Origin of the sequence: Qipengyuania sp. (genome assembly GCF_965277845.1) — a bacterium.
GTDB lineage: Bacteria > Pseudomonadota > Alphaproteobacteria > Sphingomonadales > Sphingomonadaceae > Qipengyuania.
Window position 1 is genome coordinate 2,383,225 of the sequence record NZ_OZ255844.1, and the last position, 21,393, is coordinate 2,404,617.

At 64.2% G+C, this 21,393-nt stretch carries 15 protein-coding genes and 1 tRNA gene; 10 read left to right on the forward strand and 6 right to left on the reverse strand.

The features are described 5' to 3' along the window. Positions 1 to 11: 11 nt before the first annotated feature. The 7 genes from ACQY4G_RS11695 to trxA are packed head-to-tail and all read left to right on the forward strand — an operon-like array spanning position 12 to position 11,345. The gene (locus tag ACQY4G_RS11695) at positions 12 to 2,357 is read left to right on the forward strand and encodes a PAS-domain containing protein (RefSeq protein WP_421991103.1); all 2,346 of its coding nucleotides are present in this window, start codon (positions 12 to 14) and stop codon (positions 2,355 to 2,357) included. Then, positions 2,354 to 2,791: a tRNA (adenosine(37)-N6)-threonylcarbamoyltransferase complex ATPase subunit type 1 TsaE gene (gene tsaE, locus ACQY4G_RS11700; RefSeq protein ID WP_421991105.1), complete on the forward strand. Its 438-nt coding sequence runs from the start codon at positions 2,354 to 2,356 to the stop codon at positions 2,789 to 2,791. Before ACQY4G_RS11695 ends, tsaE begins: the two co-directional genes overlap by 4 nt. Continuing rightward, entirely contained in the window at positions 2,788 to 3,777 is a 990-nt protein-coding gene (locus ACQY4G_RS11705; protein ID WP_421991107.1) for an aminoglycoside phosphotransferase family protein, read from the forward strand. The genes tsaE and ACQY4G_RS11705 overlap by 4 nt, the downstream gene beginning before the upstream one ends. Further along, positions 3,774 to 4,496: a nucleotidyltransferase family protein gene (locus ACQY4G_RS11710; protein WP_421991109.1), complete on the forward strand. Its 723-nt coding sequence runs from the start codon at positions 3,774 to 3,776 to the stop codon at positions 4,494 to 4,496. The genes ACQY4G_RS11705 and ACQY4G_RS11710 overlap by 4 nt, the downstream gene beginning before the upstream one ends. After that, positions 4,489 to 7,500 (forward strand): double-strand break repair protein AddB, encoded by a 3,012-nt coding sequence (gene addB, locus ACQY4G_RS11715; RefSeq protein WP_421991111.1) that lies wholly within the window; start codon positions 4,489 to 4,491, stop codon positions 7,498 to 7,500. The genes ACQY4G_RS11710 and addB overlap by 8 nt, the downstream gene beginning before the upstream one ends. Continuing rightward, positions 7,497 to 10,973 (forward strand): double-strand break repair helicase AddA, encoded by a 3,477-nt coding sequence (addA, locus tag ACQY4G_RS11720; protein WP_421991113.1) that lies wholly within the window; start codon positions 7,497 to 7,499, stop codon positions 10,971 to 10,973. The genes addB and addA overlap by 4 nt, the downstream gene beginning before the upstream one ends. Before the next feature lie 51 nt (positions 10,974 to 11,024). Further along, positions 11,025 to 11,345, forward strand: a complete 321-nt coding sequence (gene trxA, locus ACQY4G_RS11725) for a thioredoxin (protein WP_067688379.1) — start codon at positions 11,025 to 11,027, stop codon at positions 11,343 to 11,345. Between the two features lie 75 nt (positions 11,346 to 11,420). Here the strand turns inward: trxA and ACQY4G_RS11730 are convergent, their stop codons facing one another. The 3 genes from ACQY4G_RS11730 to ACQY4G_RS11740 are packed head-to-tail and all read right to left on the reverse strand — an operon-like array spanning position 11,421 to position 15,547. Beyond that, positions 11,421 to 12,185: an inositol monophosphatase family protein gene (locus tag ACQY4G_RS11730; protein WP_421993642.1), complete on the reverse strand. Its 765-nt coding sequence runs from the start codon at positions 12,183 to 12,185 to the stop codon at positions 11,421 to 11,423. A 29-nt stretch (positions 12,186 to 12,214) separates the two neighbouring features. After that, entirely contained in the window at positions 12,215 to 13,441 is a 1,227-nt protein-coding gene (gene argJ / locus ACQY4G_RS11735) for a bifunctional glutamate N-acetyltransferase/amino-acid acetyltransferase ArgJ (RefSeq protein ID WP_421991115.1), read from the reverse strand. A gap of 39 nt (positions 13,442 to 13,480) precedes the next feature. Further along, positions 13,481 to 15,547 carry a spermidine synthase gene (locus ACQY4G_RS11740; protein WP_421991117.1) on the reverse strand — a complete coding sequence of 689 codons (2,067 nt, stop codon included), beginning with the start codon at positions 15,545 to 15,547 and terminating at the stop codon, positions 13,481 to 13,483. A 163-nt stretch (positions 15,548 to 15,710) separates the two neighbouring features. On the opposite strand from ACQY4G_RS11740, the gene ACQY4G_RS11745 reads away from it, so the two are divergent. Both ACQY4G_RS11745 and secA read left to right on the forward strand, forming a co-directional pair. Continuing rightward, positions 15,711 to 15,983 carry a hypothetical protein gene (locus tag ACQY4G_RS11745; protein ID WP_067688388.1) on the forward strand — a complete coding sequence of 91 codons (273 nt, stop codon included), beginning with the start codon at positions 15,711 to 15,713 and terminating at the stop codon, positions 15,981 to 15,983. A gap of 96 nt (positions 15,984 to 16,079) precedes the next feature. Next, positions 16,080 to 18,839 (forward strand): preprotein translocase subunit SecA, encoded by a 2,760-nt coding sequence (secA, locus tag ACQY4G_RS11750; RefSeq protein ID WP_421991119.1) that lies wholly within the window; start codon positions 16,080 to 16,082, stop codon positions 18,837 to 18,839. Between the two features lie 21 nt (positions 18,840 to 18,860). Here secA and ACQY4G_RS11755 read toward each other — a convergent pair whose 3' ends face one another. Continuing rightward, the gene (locus ACQY4G_RS11755; protein WP_421991121.1) at positions 18,861 to 19,478 is read right to left on the reverse strand and encodes a GNAT family N-acetyltransferase; all 618 of its coding nucleotides are present in this window, start codon (positions 19,476 to 19,478) and stop codon (positions 18,861 to 18,863) included. 63 nt (positions 19,479 to 19,541) lie between these two features. On the opposite strand from ACQY4G_RS11755, the gene ACQY4G_RS11760 reads away from it, so the two are divergent. Continuing rightward, entirely contained in the window at positions 19,542 to 20,282 is a 741-nt protein-coding gene (locus ACQY4G_RS11760) for a sulfite exporter TauE/SafE family protein (protein ID WP_421991123.1), read from the forward strand. Between the two features lie 6 nt (positions 20,283 to 20,288). Here the strand turns inward: ACQY4G_RS11760 and ACQY4G_RS11765 are convergent. Together ACQY4G_RS11765 and ACQY4G_RS11770 are read right to left on the reverse strand one after the other, a co-directional pair. Continuing rightward, positions 20,289 to 20,363, reverse strand: a tRNA-Asn gene (locus ACQY4G_RS11765). A 97-nt stretch (positions 20,364 to 20,460) separates the two neighbouring features. Continuing rightward, positions 20,461 to 21,243: an NAD kinase gene (locus ACQY4G_RS11770; protein ID WP_421991125.1), complete on the reverse strand. Its 783-nt coding sequence runs from the start codon at positions 21,241 to 21,243 to the stop codon at positions 20,461 to 20,463. Between the last annotated feature and the right edge of the window lie 150 nt (positions 21,244 to 21,393).

Consider the following 21,393-nt stretch of genomic DNA (forward strand, 5'->3'; position numbering starts at 1 on the left):
GCTGGCGGGTAATGGAACTTTCACCCGCTACGCTGGCCGTTATCGGCCTCCTACTGGCTCTGTGGACCGCGGGCGCGGTGTGGGTGATGCTGCGCGCCAGCGGGGGCGATCAGAAATCGGCGGCAAACCGTAGGCTCGCCCAGCGGCTCTCGCGCCTGATCGAAGAAGGCCCGGCGATCCCCATGTTAGTGCGGGCGGACGGCCGGATCGAGGCCCCCGATCGCCTCGCCCGCTGGATCGGACTTGCCAAGGTCCCCGAATATCTGAGCGAACTGGCCGGTTCGGACGGTCGCGGCCTGACCGAACCGCAGATCAACGATCTGACCCGCAACGTTCGCCGCACGCAGAAGACGGCACGACCGTTCCAGATGGCGATCACGGTTTCGCCGGGATCGGGCAAGGCGTTGGCCATGCACGGTTCGCTGGCCGACCCGGCGGTTTCACCGGGGGGTGCGGCGCTGGTCTGGGTCTTCGACTTCAGCGACAGCCAGGCGGAACTCGCGCAGCTGCGTGAAGAGGCGGCCCGTGCGCGAGAGGATTTCGGCGCGCTCGTCGGCCTGATCGAGGCGGCACCCATGCCAATGTGGTTCCGGGGTGCGGACATGCAGTTGCGATTGGTCAACAAGGCCTATGTTTCCGCTGTTGGGGCGGAAAGTGCGGACCAGGTGGTCGCCGATCAGATCGAACTCGTGGAAACGGTCAATGGCCGCACTGCGGCGGAAGTCGCCCAACAGGCGGCGGATCGCCGCCAGCCGATCGAACGGATTCTCAGCGCCACGATCGACCGCGCGAGACGCACGATACGCGTCACCGACCTGCCGCTGATGGGCGAGGGGATCGCGGGCTATGCGGTCGACATCGAGGAGATGGAAGAGCAGGCGCGTGAATTCCGCGCCTTCCGCGAGGCCCAACGCTCGATGCTCGACCAGCTCTCGATCGGCGTTGCTCAGTTCGATGCCGCGCATCGCTTGACCTTCGCAAACCAGCCGTTCCACCGCGTGTTCGCATTGCCCCCCGGCGTGGTCAACGATCGCACCACATTCGAGCAGATGCTGTTGATCGCGCGCGAAAACGGCCGGATTCCCGAGGTGCGCGATTTTCCCGCCTGGCGGAACGAATTGGGCGAATGGTTCCTGCGCGACGAGCCGCATGAAGAGGCCTGGCCACTGCCGGACAGCACCCACCTGCGCATCGTCGCGCAGCCATTGCCGGACGGCGGCCTGGTTATGATAGCGGAGGACCAGACCGAACAATTGGCGCTGTCTGCAACACGCGATACGTTGCTAAGAACGCGCACGGCGACGTTCGACAATCTGTTCGAAGCGCTCGCCGTATTCGCCCCCGACGGCCATCTCGAATTGTGGAATCGCGGCTTTGCGGGCGCTTGGGGGATCGACGCCGAAGTGCTCGACGGACATCCGCAGGCTGAAGACCTGCTCGGCGCGATCGCCAAGAACCTGGCCGATCCCCAAGCGGTTTCGCGTATCAATCAGGTCATTCGCGCAGCCACGCTGGACCGCAAGAAGAGCGACGGGCGGATCGAGCTTGCCGATGGGCGGACGCTCGATTTCGCGGGCGTCCCGCTGCCCGACGGCAATGGAATGCTGACGGTTCTGGACGTTACCTCCTCGCGCCAGGCGGAAGAAGCCCTGCGCGAACGCAACCGCGCCCTCGAAGAAGCGGATGCCGTAATGACCCGGTTCCTCGCCAATATGAGCTACGAATTCCGTACGCCGCTAACCTCGATCGGCGGTTTTGCTGAGCTACTCACCAGCGGTATTGCCGGTGAACTGACCCCGCAGGCCAAGGAATATGCGCAGGCGATTTCGCTCTCGGTCGGAAAGTTGACCGAACAGGTCGAAAACGTACTCGACCTGTCGCAATCGGAAGCAGGGCTGATGCCACTGCGCAAGACCAGGCTCGAACTGCTGCCTTTCATCACCGAGATCGTCCGCCATCATGAACGACGCATTCTCGACGGCGGGCTGACGCTCGATCTCAAGGGCAATCCGGACAAGACCATCACCGCCGATCCTCAGCAGCTCCGCAGGGCGATTTCGCAGCTGCTCGACAATGCCATCAACGGGACGCCGCGCGGCGGCCGGATCGTCGTCGATATCGGGCGCAAGCGCGGCGAAACTAAGATCGTCATTTCCGATAACGGTCGCGGGATGAGCCAGCACGAACTTGCGCGCGCGCTCGAGGGCATTCGCATGTCGGCAGACGGCAAGGGCATCGAACGCCGCCAGGGGCTTGGCATCCCGCTCGCGCGCCAGTTGATCGAGGCGCATGGCGGAACGCTCGAGATCCAGAGCCGCAAAAATGGCGGTACGACTGCCACGATAACCCTTCCATGAGGGTCTCGCTTCCCGATCTGGAGGCAATGGAGGCCTTCGGCAAGCGCATCGCCGAGCGGCTGGTCCCGGGTGACGTCGTCGCGCTTTCTGGAAAGCTGGGAACCGGCAAGACCACGCTGGCGCGGGCGATAATCTCCGCGCTTGGACATGTCGGCGAGGTGCCGTCGCCGACCTATACGATCATCGAAACCTATGACGATACGCAGGTGCCGCTGGTCCATGCCGATTTCTACCGCCTGGAAGATCCGGCCGAGGTCGAGGAGATCGGTCTCGACGACTATCGCGAGGGTGCAGCGCTGCTAGCCGAATGGCCCGACAATGCCGGCGGTTTCGCGCATGAGGCGGGCTGCCTCTGGATCGCGCTGGAAAAAGTGGGCGAAGGGCGTGAGGCCGTTGTAACCCCCGGCACATCTTGGCAAAGCCGCTGGCCATGAGTGATGCGCTGCCCGACGGGCTACACAGCTTCCTTGGCGATACCGAATGGGAAGGGGCGGAAATCGCACCGCTCGTCGGCGATGCCAGTTTCCGCCGCTATTTCCGCCTGAGAATGGCTGGTAAGAGCGCGATGCTCATGCATGCTCCGCCACCGCACGAGGATCCGAAGCCTTTCCTGCATGTTGCGCATTGGCTGTGCGGCAACGGCATGCGTGCGCCCCATATCTTCGCTGAAGACGTGACAGAGGGCTGGGTGCTGATCGAAGATTTCGGCGATCAACGCATGCGCGAATGGGTCGATGACCATCCCGGAGATGAGCACGACATATATGGACGCGCGATCGACGCCCTTGTGAAGTTGCACAGGCTGCCGCCCGGGCCGTTCGATCCCTACGACATGGAAGTCTATCAGCGCGAGGCGAACCTCTTCGTCGAATGGTTTTGTCCGGCGATGGGGCTGGAGGTCGATGTGCCCGGTTGGAATTCGGCTTGGCAGCAGGCGCTTGTTCCGGTTCTGGGTCGGCAGGACCCCGGTGTGACCGTGCTACGCGACTATCATGCGGAGAACATCATGTTGCTGGAACCGGGCGAAACCACGGGCGCGCAGGGTTTGATCGATTTTCAGGACGCTCTCGTAGGACACCCAGCTTACGATCTCGTCAGCCTGCTGCAGGATGCGCGGCGCGACGTATCGGAAGAATTGGAGGCGGACATGCTCGCAAGCTACCACGCCGCCGCCGATCCCGGCGACGGTTTCGCCGCCGACTATGCGCGGCTCGGCGCGCAGCGCAACGCCAAGATCGTCGGCATCTTCACCCGCCTATGGAAGCGCGACGGCAAGGCGCGCTACCTGTCCCTGATCCCGCGTGTCTGGGCAGCGATGGAGCGCGATCTCGCGCATGACGCCCTGCAGCCGGTCGCAGACTGGTTCGCTGCCAATATCCCGCAGGAAGTCCGCGACAGGCAGGGCGGGGAAATCCGGTGACCGCCCTTGCCTCCGATACCGCGATGCTCATGGCCGCCGGGCTGGGCAAGCGGATGCGCCCGCTGACCGCCACCATGCCCAAGCCGCTGGTGCGGGTAGCGGGCAAGCCTTTGATCGATCGCGCGCTCGACCGGTTGGAAGAAGCGGGCGTTTCGACGGCCGTGGTCAATGTTCACTATCTCGCGGACGCGATCGAGGCGCATGTCGGCCCGCGCAAGGCTCCCGCGATCACCTTCTCCGACGAGCGCGACCTGTTGCTCGAAACCGGGGGAGGCATGGTCAAGGCCAGTGCAGCCGGCCTGCTCCCCAATCCGTTCTTCGCCTGCAATGCCGACAGCATCTGGCTCGACGGGCCGCGCAATGCCTTTGCGGACCTGTCGGCGCGTTGGGACCCGGATAAGATGGACGCGCTGCTGCTGGTCGTAACGCATGCGCGCGCCTTCAATTTCGACGGCACGGGCGATTTCTACATGGACGGCACGGGCCGGTTGAAGCGCAAGCTCCCGGGCCGGATCGCGCCGTTCATCTATACCGGCATCCAGATCGTTTCGCACCGCCTGCTGCGCGAGGCGCCCGACGGCAAGTTTTCGACCAACGTGTTGTGGGATCGGGCCATCGAGGAAGGCCGGCTCTACGGCCTCGCCTTCACCGGCCAGTGGTACGAGGTGGGCACGCCCGCGCATATCCGCCCGACCGAGGAGGCGCTCACGGGTGGCTGAGCGCGCGCAGCCGAAGGTCTATTCGATCGCCGCGCATCGCGGCTTCGCCGATGCGCTGGTGGCGGGATTGGTGCCGCGCTACGCCGATCCCGAACTCGGACTGGCCGGGCTGACCTTGCTGGTCCCGAGCAGCCGCGCACGCCGGGCGATTTCCGAGGCCTTCATCCGTCACGCGGGCGAGACGGGCAGCCCGGGCCTCCTGATGCCGCGCATGGCCGTGGTCGGCGATCTCGATCTCGACGAGACCCTCGGGCCACTGCTCGACCCATTGGGCGCGGCCGACATCCCGCCTGCCATCGATCCGCAAAGGCGCCTATTCGAACTGGCGAAGCTGCTGAGCAGCGTGATGGGCGAACGCGCACCCAAGGGCGCAACCTTGCTGCGCCTCGCGCGCGAGGCTGGCGCGACGATGGATCGCCTGCTGGTGGAAAATGTCGATCCCTCCGACCTGCTGGATGAGGCGGTAACGGGCATCTATCCCGATCTATCCGACCACTGGCAAAACAGCCTGCGCGCCTTCTCCGCGGTCCAGCTATTGTGGAAGCAGGAGCTTGCGCGGAAGGGGCTTCTCGATGCCGCCGCGCGGCGCAACGGCCTCTTTGAATGGGCCGCACGGCGATGGAAAGACGATCCGCCGGACACGCCCATCGTCGCTGCCGGTGTAACCAGCGCGGCGCCCTCGTTGGCGAAACTGCTGCGTGTCATCGCCAACCTCGAAAATGGCGCGGTAATCCTGCCCGATTTCGACCTGACCATGCCGCAGGCGGTGTGGGAGGAGCTTGGCCGGGCGGGCGCGGCTCCCGAACCTGGCGATACGCCATTCGCCCGCGACGATGCGGTGACGCACCCGCAGTATCATCTCAAGCTGTTGCTCAACCGAATGGGTGTGGCGCGCGAGGAGGTGCAGCCCTGGCACCGCAAAGGCCTCGTCGCCGCGCCGCCCGGACGCAGCCATGCGATCGGCTCGCTGTTCCTGCCGCCCGAAGCGAGCAAGAGCTGGGTTGACCTGCCTGCCGAAAAACGTCGCCTGTCGGGCGTCAGGATCTTGACCTGCGCCAATCCGGAAGAGGAGGCGCAAGCCATTGCCTTGCTGGTGCGTGAGGCGCTGGAAGAGCCGGAAAAGCGCGTCGCTGTGGTGACGCCCGACCGCGCACTGGCACGCCGCGTCGTGCACCACCTCGACCGCTGGAACATCCTTGCCGACGATTCCGCAGGACGACCGCTGTCGCAGACACCAGCCGGCCGTTTGCTGCTGCTGCTCGCGGAGGCGATGGCGGAGATGGCCGCCCCGGTGCCTCTGATGGCACTTCTTGCGCACCCGCTGGTCGATGGCGGGATGGAACGCGGCGTGTGGCTGCGCCAGTTGCGCCGCGTCGAACGCGAACTGCGCGGACCGCGCAGGGGGGGGGGGCTGACACCGGTCGGCACAATCGCCGCCACGCTGGCGAAACGGCATTTGCGGGTCGGCGATTGGTTTGCCATCGTCGAAGAGGCGCTAGAATCGCTGCTGGCGCTGGGCAACCAAGCAGAAATCTCGCTCGCCGACCTGTTCGACAGGCTGGTAGCGACCGGCGAAGCGCTGTGCGGCGAGAAGCTGTGGAGCAAGGAGGACGGCCGCGCTCTGGCTGCCTTCGTCGAGGAATTTCGCCTGCACGCGCGCGACGCCGGTTTCGCCCTCGCTCCTGCCGACTCCGCGATCGCGCTGCGCGATGCGATGGAACAGGTCGCGGTGCGGCCACCCTATGGCGGCCATGCGCGCGTGCAGATCCTCGGCCTTCTCGAAAGTCGGATGAACCGCGCGGAGCTGGTGATCTGCGCCGGACTCAACGAGGGCGTCTGGCCGACGCGCGGTGGGGTCGATGCTCTGCTCGCGCCGCCGATCTTGCGGGCGCTGGGCGTTCCGGGAGCCGATTTCCGTATCGGCCTGTCCGCGCATGATCTCGCGGGCGCGATGGGCGCTCCGGAAGTCGTGCTCTCGCGTTCAGAGCGCGATGAGGCAGGACCTGCCATCCCGTCGCGCTTTCTGCTTCGCGTGCAGGCATTGCTTGGCGAGATGCTGGATCGCTACGAGGAAAGGGACGCGGTCGAACTGGCCCGAGCCATGACTCGGGCACCGGCTACCGAGCGCTATCCGCGTCCTGGGCCCGACCCATCGCCCGAGCAGCGCGACGTCGATATCTCCGCCACCGCGCTCGACCGGCTTCTGGGCGACCCCTACCAGTTCTACGCGGGCAAGATCATGGGGCTTTCTGATCTCGACGTGCTCGATGCCGAGCCGTCCGCACTGTGGCAGGGCAATGTCGCGCACACCATTCTCCAGCGCTGGCACGAGGCGCGCGAACAGGATGACACCGCGCCGCTGGCGCCGATCATGGCGGCGGTGCTCGACGAGGAAAATGCCGACCCGTTGATGCGCGGGCTGTGGCAACCGCGGCTCGAAGCGGCGCTGCGCTGGGTCGAGCACAAGGTCGAGAGTTATAAGGACCGCCGTCTGCTGGCAGTCGAGAAGGAAGGCCGGATGACCTTTGAAGGCGTGCAGGTCCACGGGCGAGCCGACCGGATCGACCGATTGGAGGAAGGCGGCCTCGCGATCATCGACTACAAGATCGGCAAGCCGCCCAGCGCGGCGATGGTCGAGCAGGGCTTTGCGCTGCAGCTCGGTATTCTCGGACTGATTGCCGAGAAGGGCGGCTTCGACGGGCTGTCGGGCGATCCCGAGGGCTATGAATATTGGTCGCTCGGCAAGGCCAAGGACGATAACCCCTTCGGCTTTGGTTATATCGAGGTTCCGCTGAAGGTCGGACGCAAAACTTCGGGCGTGCTGCCGGAGGACTTCCTGCCGCTCACCGAAAACAAGCTCGCGCTTGCAATCGATCGCTTCATCAAAGGGCGCGATCCGTTCACCGCGCGCGAAAACCCCGATTACCCCGCCTACGACACCTACGACCAGCTCATGCGCCTCGATGAATGGATCGCGCACCAGGATGGTGGGGACGAGAGATGAGCGGGACCGTCTACGAACTGCGGGACAAGCAGCGCCTCGCGGTCGATCCGCAGGGCAGCGTTTGGCTTTCGGCCAGCGCGGGGACGGGCAAGACGCAGGTGCTTTCCGCGCGTGTCCTGCGACTGCTGCTCGAACCAGGTGCCGATCCGGCGCAAGTGTTGTGCCTGACCTTCACCAAGGCAGGGGCTGCGGAAATGGCGGTGCGCGTCAACGCCGTGCTTGCGCGCTGGGTACGACTGAAGAGTACCGATCTTGCGCAAGAGCTTGGCTATCTCGGTGCGCCAATCGATCCTGAAACACAGGCTCGTGCGCGTTCCCTCTTTGCCCGAGTGCTCGATTGCCCGGGCGGGGGGCTGCGGATCGATACGATCCATGCCTTCGCGCAATACCTCCTTGCCGCCTTTCCGGGAGAAGCGGGTATCCTGCCGGGATCGCGACCGATGGAGGATCGCGAGCGCGACCTGCTGAGCCGCGAGGTCCTGTCCGATCTGCTGGCCCAAGGCGACCCGCGCGTCACCGGCGCGATCGCCGAAATGAGCAAGCGCAAGGGTCCCGATGCGGTGCGCGGCTGGCTGATGCGCTGCGCACAGCACATGGAACTGTGGGAAGGAACGGGTAGCTGGCAGCCACCGATGGCCCCACGCGTACACCGTCTGCTAGGCATTCCTGCCGATGCCGACGAGGCATGGGTTGCCGAAGCCTGTTCGGATCATGGATTCCCGACTGCGGCTTTGCGTGGCTGTCTGGCGGCGACACGCGAATGGTCGGCGAAGACCGGGCAGAAAGCGGCCGATTTCATCGAAGGGTGGTTCGCGGAGGATCCGGAAGCCCGGCTTCTCCGGATCGACGGTTTCCTCGACACGCTGCTCAAGAAAGACGGCAGCCCTCGCAAGATGGGCGGCGCCGAAAAGGCCGATCCATCTTTTCCGGACAACCAACAGCGGATTGCCGAGGCCATCGGTGTCGTGCGCGAACGCAAGACGCTGCTCGAACTCGCCGCTTTCCTCGCCCCCCAGCTTGAAGCGGGCCGTGCCTTCGCACTCGCATGGCAGGAGGCCAAGGAGCGCGAGGGGCTGGTCGATTTCGACGATCTCATCGCGCGTGCCGCGACGCTGTTGTCCGACAGCACGATGGCGGACTGGATCCGCTACAAGCTCGACCGCAGCTTCGACCACATCCTTGTCGACGAAGCGCAGGACACCAATGAAGCGCAGTGGAACATCGTGAAGGCGCTGACGGACGATTACTTCGACGGTTCGGGCGCGCAGGGCGACGCGATCCGCACCATCTTTGCGGTTGGCGACTACAAGCAGGCTATCTTCGGCTTCCAGGGCACAAGCCCCGAGAATTTCCGCGAGGCCCGCGATTACTTCGACGCGAAGATCAGCGGCGCAGCCGAGGCGGCGGGCTCGATACGCGGCGGCCCCCGCATCCGTCCGCTCGAGAAATACGGCCTCGGCCGCAGCTACCGTACCAATCAGGAGGTGCTGCGCTTCGTCGACCGCGCGATCGATGCGGTCGGGTTCGGCGGGTTCGGGCTGGATACGCCGGCAGAGCCGCACACTGGCAGCGGCGAGCCGGGAGTTGTCGGTCTGTGGCAAGTCGTCCGGGTTGCCGAGGACGAAGGCGAAGAGGACGAGCGCGAAGGCTGGCTCGCGCGCCACGATCGCCTCTTGGCGGACCGCATTGCGCAGCAGGTCGCCGCGTGGCTGGACCCGGAAGGCGAGGGGTTCACGCTGTCGAAGGGAGCGCGCCGCCGCGCGACTGCGGGCGACGTCATGATCCTCGTCCAGAAGCGGCGCGAACTGGCCTCGCTGATCGTGGCGCGGCTGTATCGTCATGGCGTGCCCGTGGCGGGCGTCGACCGGCTGCGATTAGGCAATCCGCTGGCGGTCAAAGACTTGATGGCCGCGCTGCGCTTTGCAGCCCAGCCGCTCGACGATTTGACGCTCGCCAGCCTGCTCGTCTCGCCGCTGGTGGGTTGGGGCCAGGAGGAACTGCTCGCTCATGGCTACCGGGCCAAGGGCAAGCGGTTGTGGGAGCATTTGCGCGAAAGCGACGATCCTTTCGTCGCCGGAACCATCGCGAGTTTGCGCGAAATCCTGCGCCGCGCCGACTACGACAGCCCGCAACAGCTCCTGCACTGGATGCTCATCGGGCCGATGGACGGGAGGCGTAGGCTTGTCGCGCGGCTGGGGCGCGAGGCGAACGATCCGGTCGACGAACTTCTCAATGCCGCCAACGCCTATGCCCGCGCGCATACGGCGAGCCTGCAGGGCTTCATCCGCTGGTTCGACGCAGGCGACGGCGAATTGAAGCGCGAGGCGGGCGAGGGCGGGGACCAGGTCCGCGTGATGACCGTCCACGGATCGAAGGGGCTCGAGGCGCCCATCGTCATTCTGGCCGACGCGGCGATCCGGCCCGATGGGGCGGGCGATCTGGTGCTCCGCGAGGACCTGCCCGGAACCGAGACACACCGCGAGATTCCGCTGCCAAGTCTCGGTAAGGACGAGAAGGTCGGGCCGGTCGCGCTGGCGGACGAGGCCGAGGCAGCCAAGGCGATGCAAGAGCACTGGCGCCTGCTCTATGTCGCGCTGACTCGCGCGCAGGAGGCGCTGTTCATTACCGGCTCGCTCGGCCCACGCGACGCCGGGAATGGTCCGCATGAGGACAGCTGGTATGCGCGCCTCAAACCGTTGTTCGGCGAGAACGAGGGGCTGGCCGACGATATCTGGGGCGCGCGCTGGGAAATCGGCGAGAGGGCGCAGTCCGTGTCGGCCAGAACCGAGAAGGTCGCGGGTCTCGAACCTGATCTTCCGACCTGGGCGACCACGCCGATCGGCCCCGAACCGCGTCCCCCGCGCCCACTGGCGCCGTCGGGCCTCGGGGAGGTGGAAGGCAGCGATCCGCCGCTCCCGCCGGGGCAGGCAAGCGAGGCAGCACGACGCGGTACGCTGATCCACGCGCTGCTCGAACGCTTGCCGCAGGTCGCGCCGGAAGAGCGCTCTGAGCGCGCCCGAGCCTGGCTGGCACGGCAAGCACCCGACCTAGGCGAGACCGAACGCGAGGAGATGCTGGAGCGTGCCACTGCGGTGCTTACCCACCCCGGTTTCGCCGCCGTCTTCGGGCCCGAGGCACTCGCCGAAGTGCCGCTCGCTGCGACTGTGGAAGGGCAGGTGGTCATGGGCTCGGCAGACCGTTTGTTGGTCACGCCTGACAAGGTCACCGTGGTGGATTTCAAGACTGCACGGCGCCCTCCGCAATCGCTCGACGCCATTCCCGATAGCACGATGAAGCAGATGGCCGCCTATGTCGCGGCGCTGGAAATCATCTATGCGGGGCGCAACGTCGAGGCCGCGATCCTCTATACCCAGACCCCGCAGCTCTTCGCCTTGCCCGCCGTACGGCTCGCTGCCTACAAGAGCGCGTTTGCGGAGACGCAGGAAAGTTTTGCTCTGCCGCCCGTTGAGTAATCGAGACTGCTGCCCACATCGTGAGCAACACGAAATCCCAGGAGATACCCCATGGCAACCACCGCCGTCACCGACGCCAGCTTCAAGTCCGACGTGCTCGAAAGCGACAAGCCCGTGCTGGTCGATTTCTGGGCCGACTGGTGCGGTCCGTGCAAGATGATCGCACCCGCGCTCGAAGAGCTGAGCGAGGAACTGGGCGAAAAGGTAACCATCGCCAAAATGGACATCATGGAAAACCCCGGCATCCCCGGCGAAATGGGTGTGCAATCAATCCCCTATCTGGTGCTGTTCAAGAATGGCGAGCCTGCAGCGCAGATGCGCGGTGCGGCACCGAAAGGCCAGCTCAAGCAGTGGCTTGAAGGCGCACTTTAGGAAGCGAGTCCCAGCGAAGGCCGGGATCTCAGGCCGTCATGCGCCCGAATTCCTGAGGCCCCGCCTACACTGGGATCAGAGCTTTTCGTACAATTCGGCGAGCTCATCCCACAGGACAGGGCTTGCCGCACCCAGCAGGCCCGTTCGGCCCACCTCGTCCACGCGATAGGGTGAGCCGTCGGGCCGTGCCGCTTTGCCGCCTGCTTCGTTAAGCCACAGCGCACCCGCCGCATGGTCCCATGCGAGCGTGCGTTCGAAGAGCGATATGTCGTTCACACCTAGAGCAAGGCGCGGATATTGTTCCGCCGCGCAAAAGGGAATGTCGACCAGTTCGTAATGGGGCGCAATGTGACGCTTCGTCGCCTCCCGGCGATCCTCGTCCATAAAGACCATCGAGATCGCGGCGATGGGCGGTGTGCCCCCCGTCGGGCGAGCCGATACGATCTCGCCGTCGATGCTCGCGCCTTTTCCCTTGTGCGCTGCACAGAAGCGCCCCGACAGGCAATCGTAAAGCCAGCCCGACTGCGCCTCTCCTCTTTCGGCGTGCGCGATGATGATCCCGAAAGGCGGCTTGCCATTGGCGAAATTGCGCGTTCCGTCGACCGGATCGACGATCCAGCAGGGCCGATCGAGACTGTCGAGGATCGTTGGATCGGCATGCGCGGCTTCCTCGCCGACAAAGGCGAGCGAGCTGTCGAGTGCGGTCAGTCCTTCGCGCAGCAGCGCTTCGCTTTCCTTGTCGGCGATGGTGACAGGGTCGTTGCCGCCCTTGTCCTCGACTTCACCCGCGGCAAGGTTGCGATAGCGCGGCATGATGGCCAGCTCGGTTACGCGGCGCATCAGACCGAGGATTTCCCGATCGATAGCGGTCACGAGCGGTAGTCCGCGTTGATCGAGATGTATCCGTGCGTCAGGTCGCAGGTCCACACCCTTGCGCGGCCCGTGCCGATCCCGAGGTCCACATCCACACGGATATCCTGCCCTTCGAGGTGGCGGGCGACGGGCGCTTCGTCGTAATCGGCCAGCGGTTGCCCGTCTTTCGCCGCCCAGGTGCCGCCGAAGCCGATCGACAGCCGGTCGCGATCCGCCGGCTCGCCGGCTTTACCGACGGCCATGACGATGCGTCCCCAGTTCGCATCGCCACCCGCGATCGCGGTCTTTACCAGCGGCGAATTGGCGATCGCGAGGCCGATGGTGCGCGCGCTCGCATCGTTTGCCGCGCCGGTCACCGCGATCTCGATGAATTTCTGTGCGCCTTCGCCATCGCGCACCACGAGATGGGCGAGCTGGCGGCAGGTTTCGAGCAGCGCGGCGTAGAAAGCATCGGCCCCGGCATCGCTCCATGAAGCGAGCCGCGCATTGCCCGCCTTGCCGGTCGCGAAAACCAGCACGGTATCGCTGGTCGAAGTATCGCCGTCCACGGTGATGCAGGAAAAGGTCGTTGCATTGGCCTTGGTCAGCATCTCCTGCAGGAAGGCCGGTTCGACCGCCGCATCGGTGAAGACGTATCCAAGCATGGTCGCCATCTCGGGCGCGATCATGCCGCTGCCCTTGATGATCCCGGCCAGCTCGACGCGTGTGTCGCCGATGATGGCCGAGGCGCCCGCGCCCTTGGTGAACGTATCGGTGGTACCGATCGCCCTTGCGGCGTCCTCCCACCCGCAGGGCTTGGCCGCGAGAACGGCTTCGATGCCGGCGCGCGCCTTGTCCTTGGGCAGCGGCACGCCGATCACGCCGGTGGAAGAAACGAATACCTCGTCCCCGGCGCAGCCCAGCGCCTCGGAGACCTGACCGACGATCTGCTCGACCGCCTCGCGTCCGCGATGGCCGGTAAAGGCATTCGAATTGCCCGCATTGACCACCAGCGCTCGTGCGCGGCCCAGCCCGACCTGCTCGCGGCCCATTTCGACCTCGCTCGAGGCGCAGGCCGATTTGGTGAAGACGCCTGCAACGCTTGTGCCCTCCGCCAGTTCGGCCAGCGTCAGATCGGCCCGCTCCCAAGCCTTGTAGCCCGCGCGCGCCACGCGCAGCGTAACGCCTTCGATGTCCGCGAGGTCGGGAAAGGGGCGGGCGAGGGGGGAGCGGGCGAGATTCATGTCTCGCCCGCTACTCCCAGGCCACCGCTTTGCCAAGCGTCACGCGGTGCGGGCGGCTCCACGCGGGACCAGCCAGAATGCGAGGCCGTATAGCAGAAGGGTCGCCACCAGCAGATTGTTGTAGCCGCTGAACAGGGCGAGATATTCGAGGCAGCCGCCCACGATCGTGCCAATCAGGTTCAGCGCGAATGCGCTCTGCGAGTTGGAGGATTCGCGGAAGCGTTTCGCAAAGGCGATGTTGGCGAGGTAGATCGGCAGGAAAGCCAGGACCGTGCCCGCCACCAGGCGCGGCCAGAACGAAAGCGTCAGCAGCCATTCGGGCTTGATCACCCAGGCGGCCGCCAGTGCCACGGCAATCGCCGCGAACACGACCTTGAGCGGCGGCGTCCTGAACCTGCGCTCCGTCTCCACCGCTGCGAGCACCACTATCAGCACGCCGGCAAATACCAGCGCATTGACGAACCAGGTGGTGCCGAAAAGCAGGGCGAAAGTCGCGATGTTCTTGGTTTCGAGCAACAGGAAAGCGGCGCCCATGAAGAACAGGTCGGCATAGGGACGCATTTCCCTGAGTGGACCGCCCAGCACGCGTACGGTCAGCACCGTGACGACGAGGATGCCGAGCAGCGTGATGGCATAGAGCGGCGGAAAGCCTTCTCCGCGGAAATAAAGGAACGGTGCGTCGTCGGTGACAGTCCCGACCTCTTCGGCGGAGGCGCTGCGCGACCACGCCTCGCCGCAGGATTGCGAGCCTTCCTGCCTGGCGATCGAGATCACCGCCTGCCGGTCCGCGAAGGTGTCGACGCAGGGCGCGTGGCCGAAGGCCTTGGCGGCGGTTCCGGCCAGCCGGTCGATCAGCCAGTCCTCGCGGTAATAATTGTACATTGCAAAGGCGCCGTCTTCGGTCAGTACACGCCTGACCGATTGCAACGCTTCGTCGGTGAACAGGAAGCTTTCGAGCCTGATCTGCGAGGCTCCGCTCACCAAAGTAAGCGAATCGGGCAATGCGAAAAGGACGAGATCGTATTTCTTGTCCGTGTTCTGCAGGAAGGCGCGGCCATCGTCGACGTGACGGGTGACCCGCGGATCGTCATAGGGGCGATCGATGTTGTGCGCGGCACCCAATTCCATGATGACCGGATCTATATCGACCGCATCGATAGACTTCGCACCATTGGCCAGCGCGATGGCGACGTCCGAACCGGAACCTGCGCCGATGATCAGGACATTGTCCAGATCGTCGACCGGCAAGCGGTTGTAAGGCATCTCGTAGATCCGTTCGCCTTGCTCGATCTTCCATTCGGCAGGGGCCATCAACTGGTGCGGAACCCCGTTTGCGCGGATCTCCATGAATCCCGGCATTCCCGGATTGCTGGTTGTTTCGACTTTGTAATAGGGCGACCAATGCGTGTCGTCGCGCAGGCTTTCCTGCGCCAGGGGGATAAGCAGCGCCACGCACCAGGCCACGCTGATCATGCGCCGCTTGGGATCGGTCAGGACAAGATAGGGCACGACAGCCATCAGGCCCCAGACAATCGACGGGGCGTGCAGGAAGCTGAGCGCGGTGAAGGTGAGGATGCCGGCGAGCGAGCCGATGAGGTCCCAGCGATAGGCGGTAAGCGGGGTGAGCTTGGCAAAACAGCGACCGACGAGTTCGGCCGGTCCGGCCACGATCGCCGCTACCGTCACGAAAACCAGCGGCAGGGCGAGCCATGCCGGCGGTCCGTAAACCCTTAGCGAGGTGAAATAGATGATGTCCGAGCCGGTGCGTTCGATCGATACCGGAAATTTGACCACGGCGATGACGAGAACGACAAGCAGCGGGAGGGAGAAGGGCCAGATCGACCAGCTCTTGCGGCTTATCAGAAAGCCTGCGCCGATACCGAGGAAGGAGCCGAGGAGAACGAAATTCGAGAAATAGGACAGGTGGACGACGTTCGCGCCGAGCCAGCGGATCAGCGCTAGCTCGACGAACAGCATCGTGAAGGCCGCGAGTATCAGGCGGCGAACGACCGCGGGTTTATCGTCGCTGACCGCCGTTTCGCCCATGCCGGCCTGCGAGCCGGGGCCGCTGGCGAATGGGGCGCTGTCGGCAGTGATATCGGTCAATGTCGTTCCCCCGGGTTCGGGCTGCTATCGCCCGGCGCTTCCGCGGTGCTATCGGAAAGATGGTTTCAAGCAGGTAAAGAAGCGGAATTCCCCACCGGCATGCCGAGACTTTGGACGGGCGCGCGGTGGACAATGACGCGATTGACGCTATCTTGTAGCCACCATGTTTCGCCGCCTGCTCACCTGCCTGGCCATCATCACCGGCCTCGCCGCTGCCGGAGCGCCGACGCATGTCGCCGCCTCGCAGTCGCTGGGCGTCGCCTTGGAACTGAGCCAGCGGGCCGACCAGCCCGGCAAGAGCGAGACTGCCGTTTGCGAGGAACGTGATCGGCAAAGGAAGGCTCGCGACGAGAAGTCGCGGCCTTGCCGTCCAGTCGGCAAGATCAGGGTCGTCATTCCGACCGTGATGTTCGGCGCCGACCGCGCTTACGAATAACCCGCGTTCTTCATTGACGCATCAGGCCCGGCACGACAGGCGTGCGCGGGCATTTCACCTGTAGATACCTGCATAGTTTCAGGAACCCCACTTCCGATGTTCAATTCCCTTATGAAGTCCGTGTTTGGCTCGTCCAACGACCGCTACGTCAAGTCGCTCGGCAAGATCGTCAATCAGATCAACGCGCTCGAACCGCAATTACAGGCCCTGTCCGACGAGGAGCTTGCCGCGCAAACCGACAAGTTCCGCGCGCAACTGGAAGGCGGCAAGGCGCTGGACGACATCCTCCCAGAAGCATTTGCCACCGTGCGCGAGGCTTCGGTTCGTGTCCTCGGCATGCGTCATTTCGACGTGCAGATGGTCGGTGGTATCGTGCTGCATCGCGGTGAAATCGCGGAAATGCGCACCGGTGAGGGCAAGACGCTGGTCGCCACGCTTGCGACCTATCTCAACGCGATCGAGGGCAAGGGCGTCCATGTCATTACCGTCAACGACTATCTTGCCCAACGCGACGCGGAGTGGATGGGCCGCCTGCACAAATTCCTCGGCCTGACGGTGGGCGTGATCGTTCCGAACCTCAGCGAACAGCAGCGCCGCGAGGCCTATAATTCGGACATCACCTATTCGACCAATAACGAGCTCGGCTTCGATTACCTGCGCGACAATATGAAACACGAGCGCAGCCAGATGGTGCAGCGCCCCTTCAACTTCGCAATCGTCGACGAAGTCGACTCGATCCTGATCGACGAAGCGCGCACCCCGCTGATCATCTCGGGTCCGACCGAGGATAAGTCCGACCTTTACATCTCGATCGACGAGGTGGTGAAGACCTTTCCCGAGGATTGGTACGAGAAGGATGAAAAGCAGCGCAATATCCAGCTGACCGAGGAAGGCACCGAGGAAGTCGAGAAGCTGCTGGTCGAGAAGGGCCTGCTGGAAACCGAGAACCTCTACGATGTCGAGAACACGCAGGTGGTCCATCATCTCGACCAGGCCCTGCGCGCCGTCCACATGTTCAAGAAGGACACCGACTACATCGTGAAGGACGACAAGGTCGTCATCATCGACGAATTCACCGGCCGCATGATGGAAGGGCGCCGCTGGTCGAACGGCCTGCACCAGGCAGTCGAGGCCAAGGAAGGCGTCAAGATCGAGCCGGAGAACCAGACGCTCGCCTCGATCACCTTCCAGAACTATTTCCGCATGTATCCCAAGCTGTCGGGCATGACCGGCACCGCGGCCACCGAAGCGGCGGAATTCTGGGACATCTACAAGATGAACGTGGTCGAAATTCCGACCAACGTGCCCGTCGCCCGTATCGACGAGGACGACGAGTTCTACAAGAATACGCAGGACAAATTCAAAGCCATCGCCAAGGCGATCGCCGAGAAGAACGCCATCGGCCAGCCGGTGCTGGTCGGCACGGTGTCGATCGAGAAATCCGAAATGCTCAGCGAGTTCCTCAGGCAGGAAGGCGTCGAGCACGAAGTCCTCAACGCCCGCCAGCACGAGCGCGAGGCGCATATCGTAGCGCAGGCGGGCCGCATCGGTGCGGTCACCATCGCCACCAACATGGCCGGTCGCGGCACCGACATCCAGCTGGGCGGCAATCTCGATTTCCGTGTCGGGGACGAACTTGGCGATATGGAAGATGGTGCCAAGAAGGACCTGGAGATCGAACGCATCAAGGCCGAGGTGGCTGCGGAGCGGCAGAAGGTGCTCGATGCCGGTGGACTGTTCGTGCTCGGTACGGAGCGACATGAAAGCCGCCGCATCGACAACCAGCTACGCGGCCGCTCGGGGCGTCAGGGCGATCCGGGGCTCAGCCGCTTCTACCTGTGCCTGGAGGACGACCTCCTGCGTATCTTCGGACCGGACACGTTGTTCGCCAAGATGATGAATTCGAACCTCGAAGATGGCGAGGCGATCGGCTCCAAATGGCTGTCGAAGGCGATCGAGACCGCGCAGAAGAAGGTCGAGGCGCGCAATTACGAAATCCGCAAGCAGGTGGTTCAGTACGACGACGTGATGAACGACCAGCGCAAGGTGATCTACGAGCAGCGTGCGGAAATCATGGACAGCGAAGCGGTCGACGATGTCGTCGTGGACATGCGCCACGATGCGATCAATTCAATCGTCACGGAGGCGTGCCCGCCGGGCTCCTATCCCGAACAATGGGACATCGAAGGCCTCAAGACCCGTGTGCACGACGTGCTGACCATCGATGCGCCGATCGAGGAATGGGTCGAGGAAGATCAGGTCGAACCCGAAATTATCGAGGAGCGCCTCGCGGCCGAAGCCGACCGCATCATGGACAATAAGATTGCGGCCGCCGATCCCGCGCTATGGCGTCGGATCGAGAAGAGCGTGCTGCTGCAGGAACTCGACGGCCAGTGGAAGGACCACCTGGCAACGCTCGATGCGCTGCGTCAGGTTGTCGGCCTGCGCGCCCATGCGCAGAAACAACCGCTGAACGAATACAAGCAGGAAGCCTTCAGCCTGTTCGAAACCATGCTCGACAAGCTGCGCGAGACGGTGACCAACAAGCTGATCCGCCTCGAACTGGTCGAACCGGCCCCGCTACCGGAAGTGGACCTGCCCGAACTGCCGGATTTCCTGACCGGCCATATCGATCCGCTCACCGGTCTCGACAATTCGGACGATGGCGATGGCTCGCGCGGTCGCGAGGCGCTGTTCGGTGCCTTGGCTGGCAGCGCGCGCGCTGCCGCCGGGCCGGGCGGCTCGAATCCGGAGAATCCCTATGCGGGGATGGACATCAGCCGCAATGCGCCGTGCCCGTGCGGATCGGGCAATAAGTACAAGCATTGCCATGGCGCGATCGGCGCCAACGCCTGATCGGATGGTGCAGCCCCGTCGCTAGGCGCGGCGGGGCTGCCTGACCATCGGTTGCAACGGAGGGCTGCCTGGTTGGGGATGGATCGGCTCTCCCTGCGGTTCGAAACCGCAGGAGACATAGAAACCGGTATTCGCCGGGTTCGAGTTTTCCAGATATGCGGGCAGGTCTTTTCTATCGCAGGCATCGAGCACCGGCTGGATGAGCTTGCGGCCCAGCCCCTTGCCTTGCGCGGAGGGACGAACTCCGATGCTGAAGAGATAAGCGTGTTCGAAGGCGGGATGGCGTTCGTCCATTGCCTCACCGGTCTGGATACCGCGCATCACGGCACGCGGCCCACATTTGAAGAGTGTGGGAAGTGTGAAGGCTGCGTACTCCCGTAAGCCGAAACTGGGATCGCCTCCGGGCAGCATCCACATACAGGCACCCTCGTGGCCATGCATGTAGCAGAGGCCGCGCGGTGCGTAGATGTGCCGAGCTTGCAGGTGGAACAAATTCTCGATCCCCGCGAAATTTCCGAACAACCACAGGTTGAACGGATCGTGGCGGAAAGCGTCGGCAGTGATATCGCCCAGCAGCTCGGCCTCGGCGGGTCCCGCCCGGGTCAGAGCTTCGCCAAGCTCGATATCGCTCCAAATCATGCGTTGCCCCTCCTGCGCGGAGCGACGCTAGCCCGCAGCGCCCGGCCGGTCTAGGCAAGCCGCATGACCGCTATCGTCATCGCTTTCTTCGTTACGGCCTTGCTCTACGCCAGCGTCGGCTTTGGTGGCGGATCGACCTATACCGCACTTCTCGCGCTTGCCGAGGTCGATTATCGCATTCTCCCATTGCTTTCGCTGTCATGCAATATCGTAGTGGTCGCAGGCAGTTCGGTACGGTTCGCCAGAGCCGGGATTACCCCTTGGCGCGGCGCGCTGCTACTTACCGGTATCGCCGCGCCCGCGTCTTTTCTCGGCGGCCTCACCCCAATTGGCGAAACGACGTTTCTCGCCATTCTCGGAGCGAGCCTGGTCCTGACCGCAGGAACACTCTTGTTGCCTTCGCACGCGGTGCCGCACGCCGAACCAGCGCGCATCGCCAAGATCATGCCCGTGCTGGCTGCTCCGTTGGGGTATCTCGCAGGATTGGTCGGGATCGGTGGCGGCATTTTCCTCGCGCCCCTGCTGCACCTTGCGCGGTGGAACGGTGCGCGAGCCATCGCCGCTACCGCAAGCCTCTTCATTCTCGTGAATTCGTCATTCGGTCTTGCCGGGCAATTGCTCAAGGGCGGGGCAGGGCGATTCGGTGCGGCAGTCGATCTCGGGCTACCGCTGTTGGTAGCGGTGGCCATCGGCGGCCAGATCGGGAGCCTGTTCGCGCTCAAATACCTGCCGCAGCGCTGGATCCGGCTGGGCACAGCTGCGCTCACCGCGTGGGTCGGCGTGCGCTTGCTATTGAATTTGTGAGAGAAATGGCTCCCCGAGTTGGATTCGAACCAACGACCAAGTGATTAACAGTCACCTACTCTACCGCTGAGCTATCGGGGAGCAGCCTGTACGGCAGGGGTGCGCCTATATGGGTGCGATTCCGGTTTGGCAAGCACGCAATTTGCAAAAACTGGGTGGTGCGGTGGGAAAGTTTTCGTCAGACCACGAATTGCTCGGCGACGATGCGCTCGTCGAGAGCATGGCCCGGGTCGAACAGCAGCGTCAATTCGCTGTCGCGCGCGATTTCGAGGTCGACCTGGGCGACATCGCGCAGCTCGCGCTGGTCGGCCACGACCGAGACCGGGCGCTTATGCTCTTCGAGTACGCGTAGCGAAATACGGCTGCGGTCAGGCAGGATCGCGCCATGCCAGCGCCTGGGGCGGAAGGGACTGATCGGGGTGAGGGCGAGCAGGTTCGAATCGAGCGGCAGGATCGGTCCGTCCGCCGAGAGGTTGTATGCGGTCGAGCCCGCAGGGGTCGCGACCAGCACGCCGTCGCAGACCAGCTCGGGAATACGGACCTTGTCGTCGACGGTTACTTCCAGTTTCGCGGTCTGGCGTGTCTCGCGCAGAAGGCTGACTTCGTTGATCGCGCAGATGGTGTGGGTTTCGCCATCCTGAGTCACCGCGCACATGCGCAGCGGGGCGATATGGTGCGGCTTGGCCTTGCCTATGCGCTTGATCAAAGTCTCGGGATTGCGGTTGCGGTTCATCAGGAAGCCGACCGTTCCGAGGTTGAGCCCATAGGCGGGAATGATCCGGCCCGAATCGAGCATGGCATGCAGCGTCTGCAGCATGAAACCATCGCCGCCGAGCACCACGACTGCGTCGGCCTCGTCGAGCGGCACCCAATCCGCAACGTCGCGGAAATCGGTTTCCGCCGCTTCCCGCGCACCCGGGGCGTCGGACACGACCAGGGCCAGGCGGCTGAATTCGGACATGGTCCCTCGCATCCTCCCGTCCCGACCAAGGCTCGCCGGGCACCGCGCGCTACCTATGGTCGCGCGTCCCATTTGGCAACACGCCGGAAAAACTGGCAAACCTCGGCAAAGGACGCGATAAGGGACGCTGCATGGCGAGCTTGCCCGAAG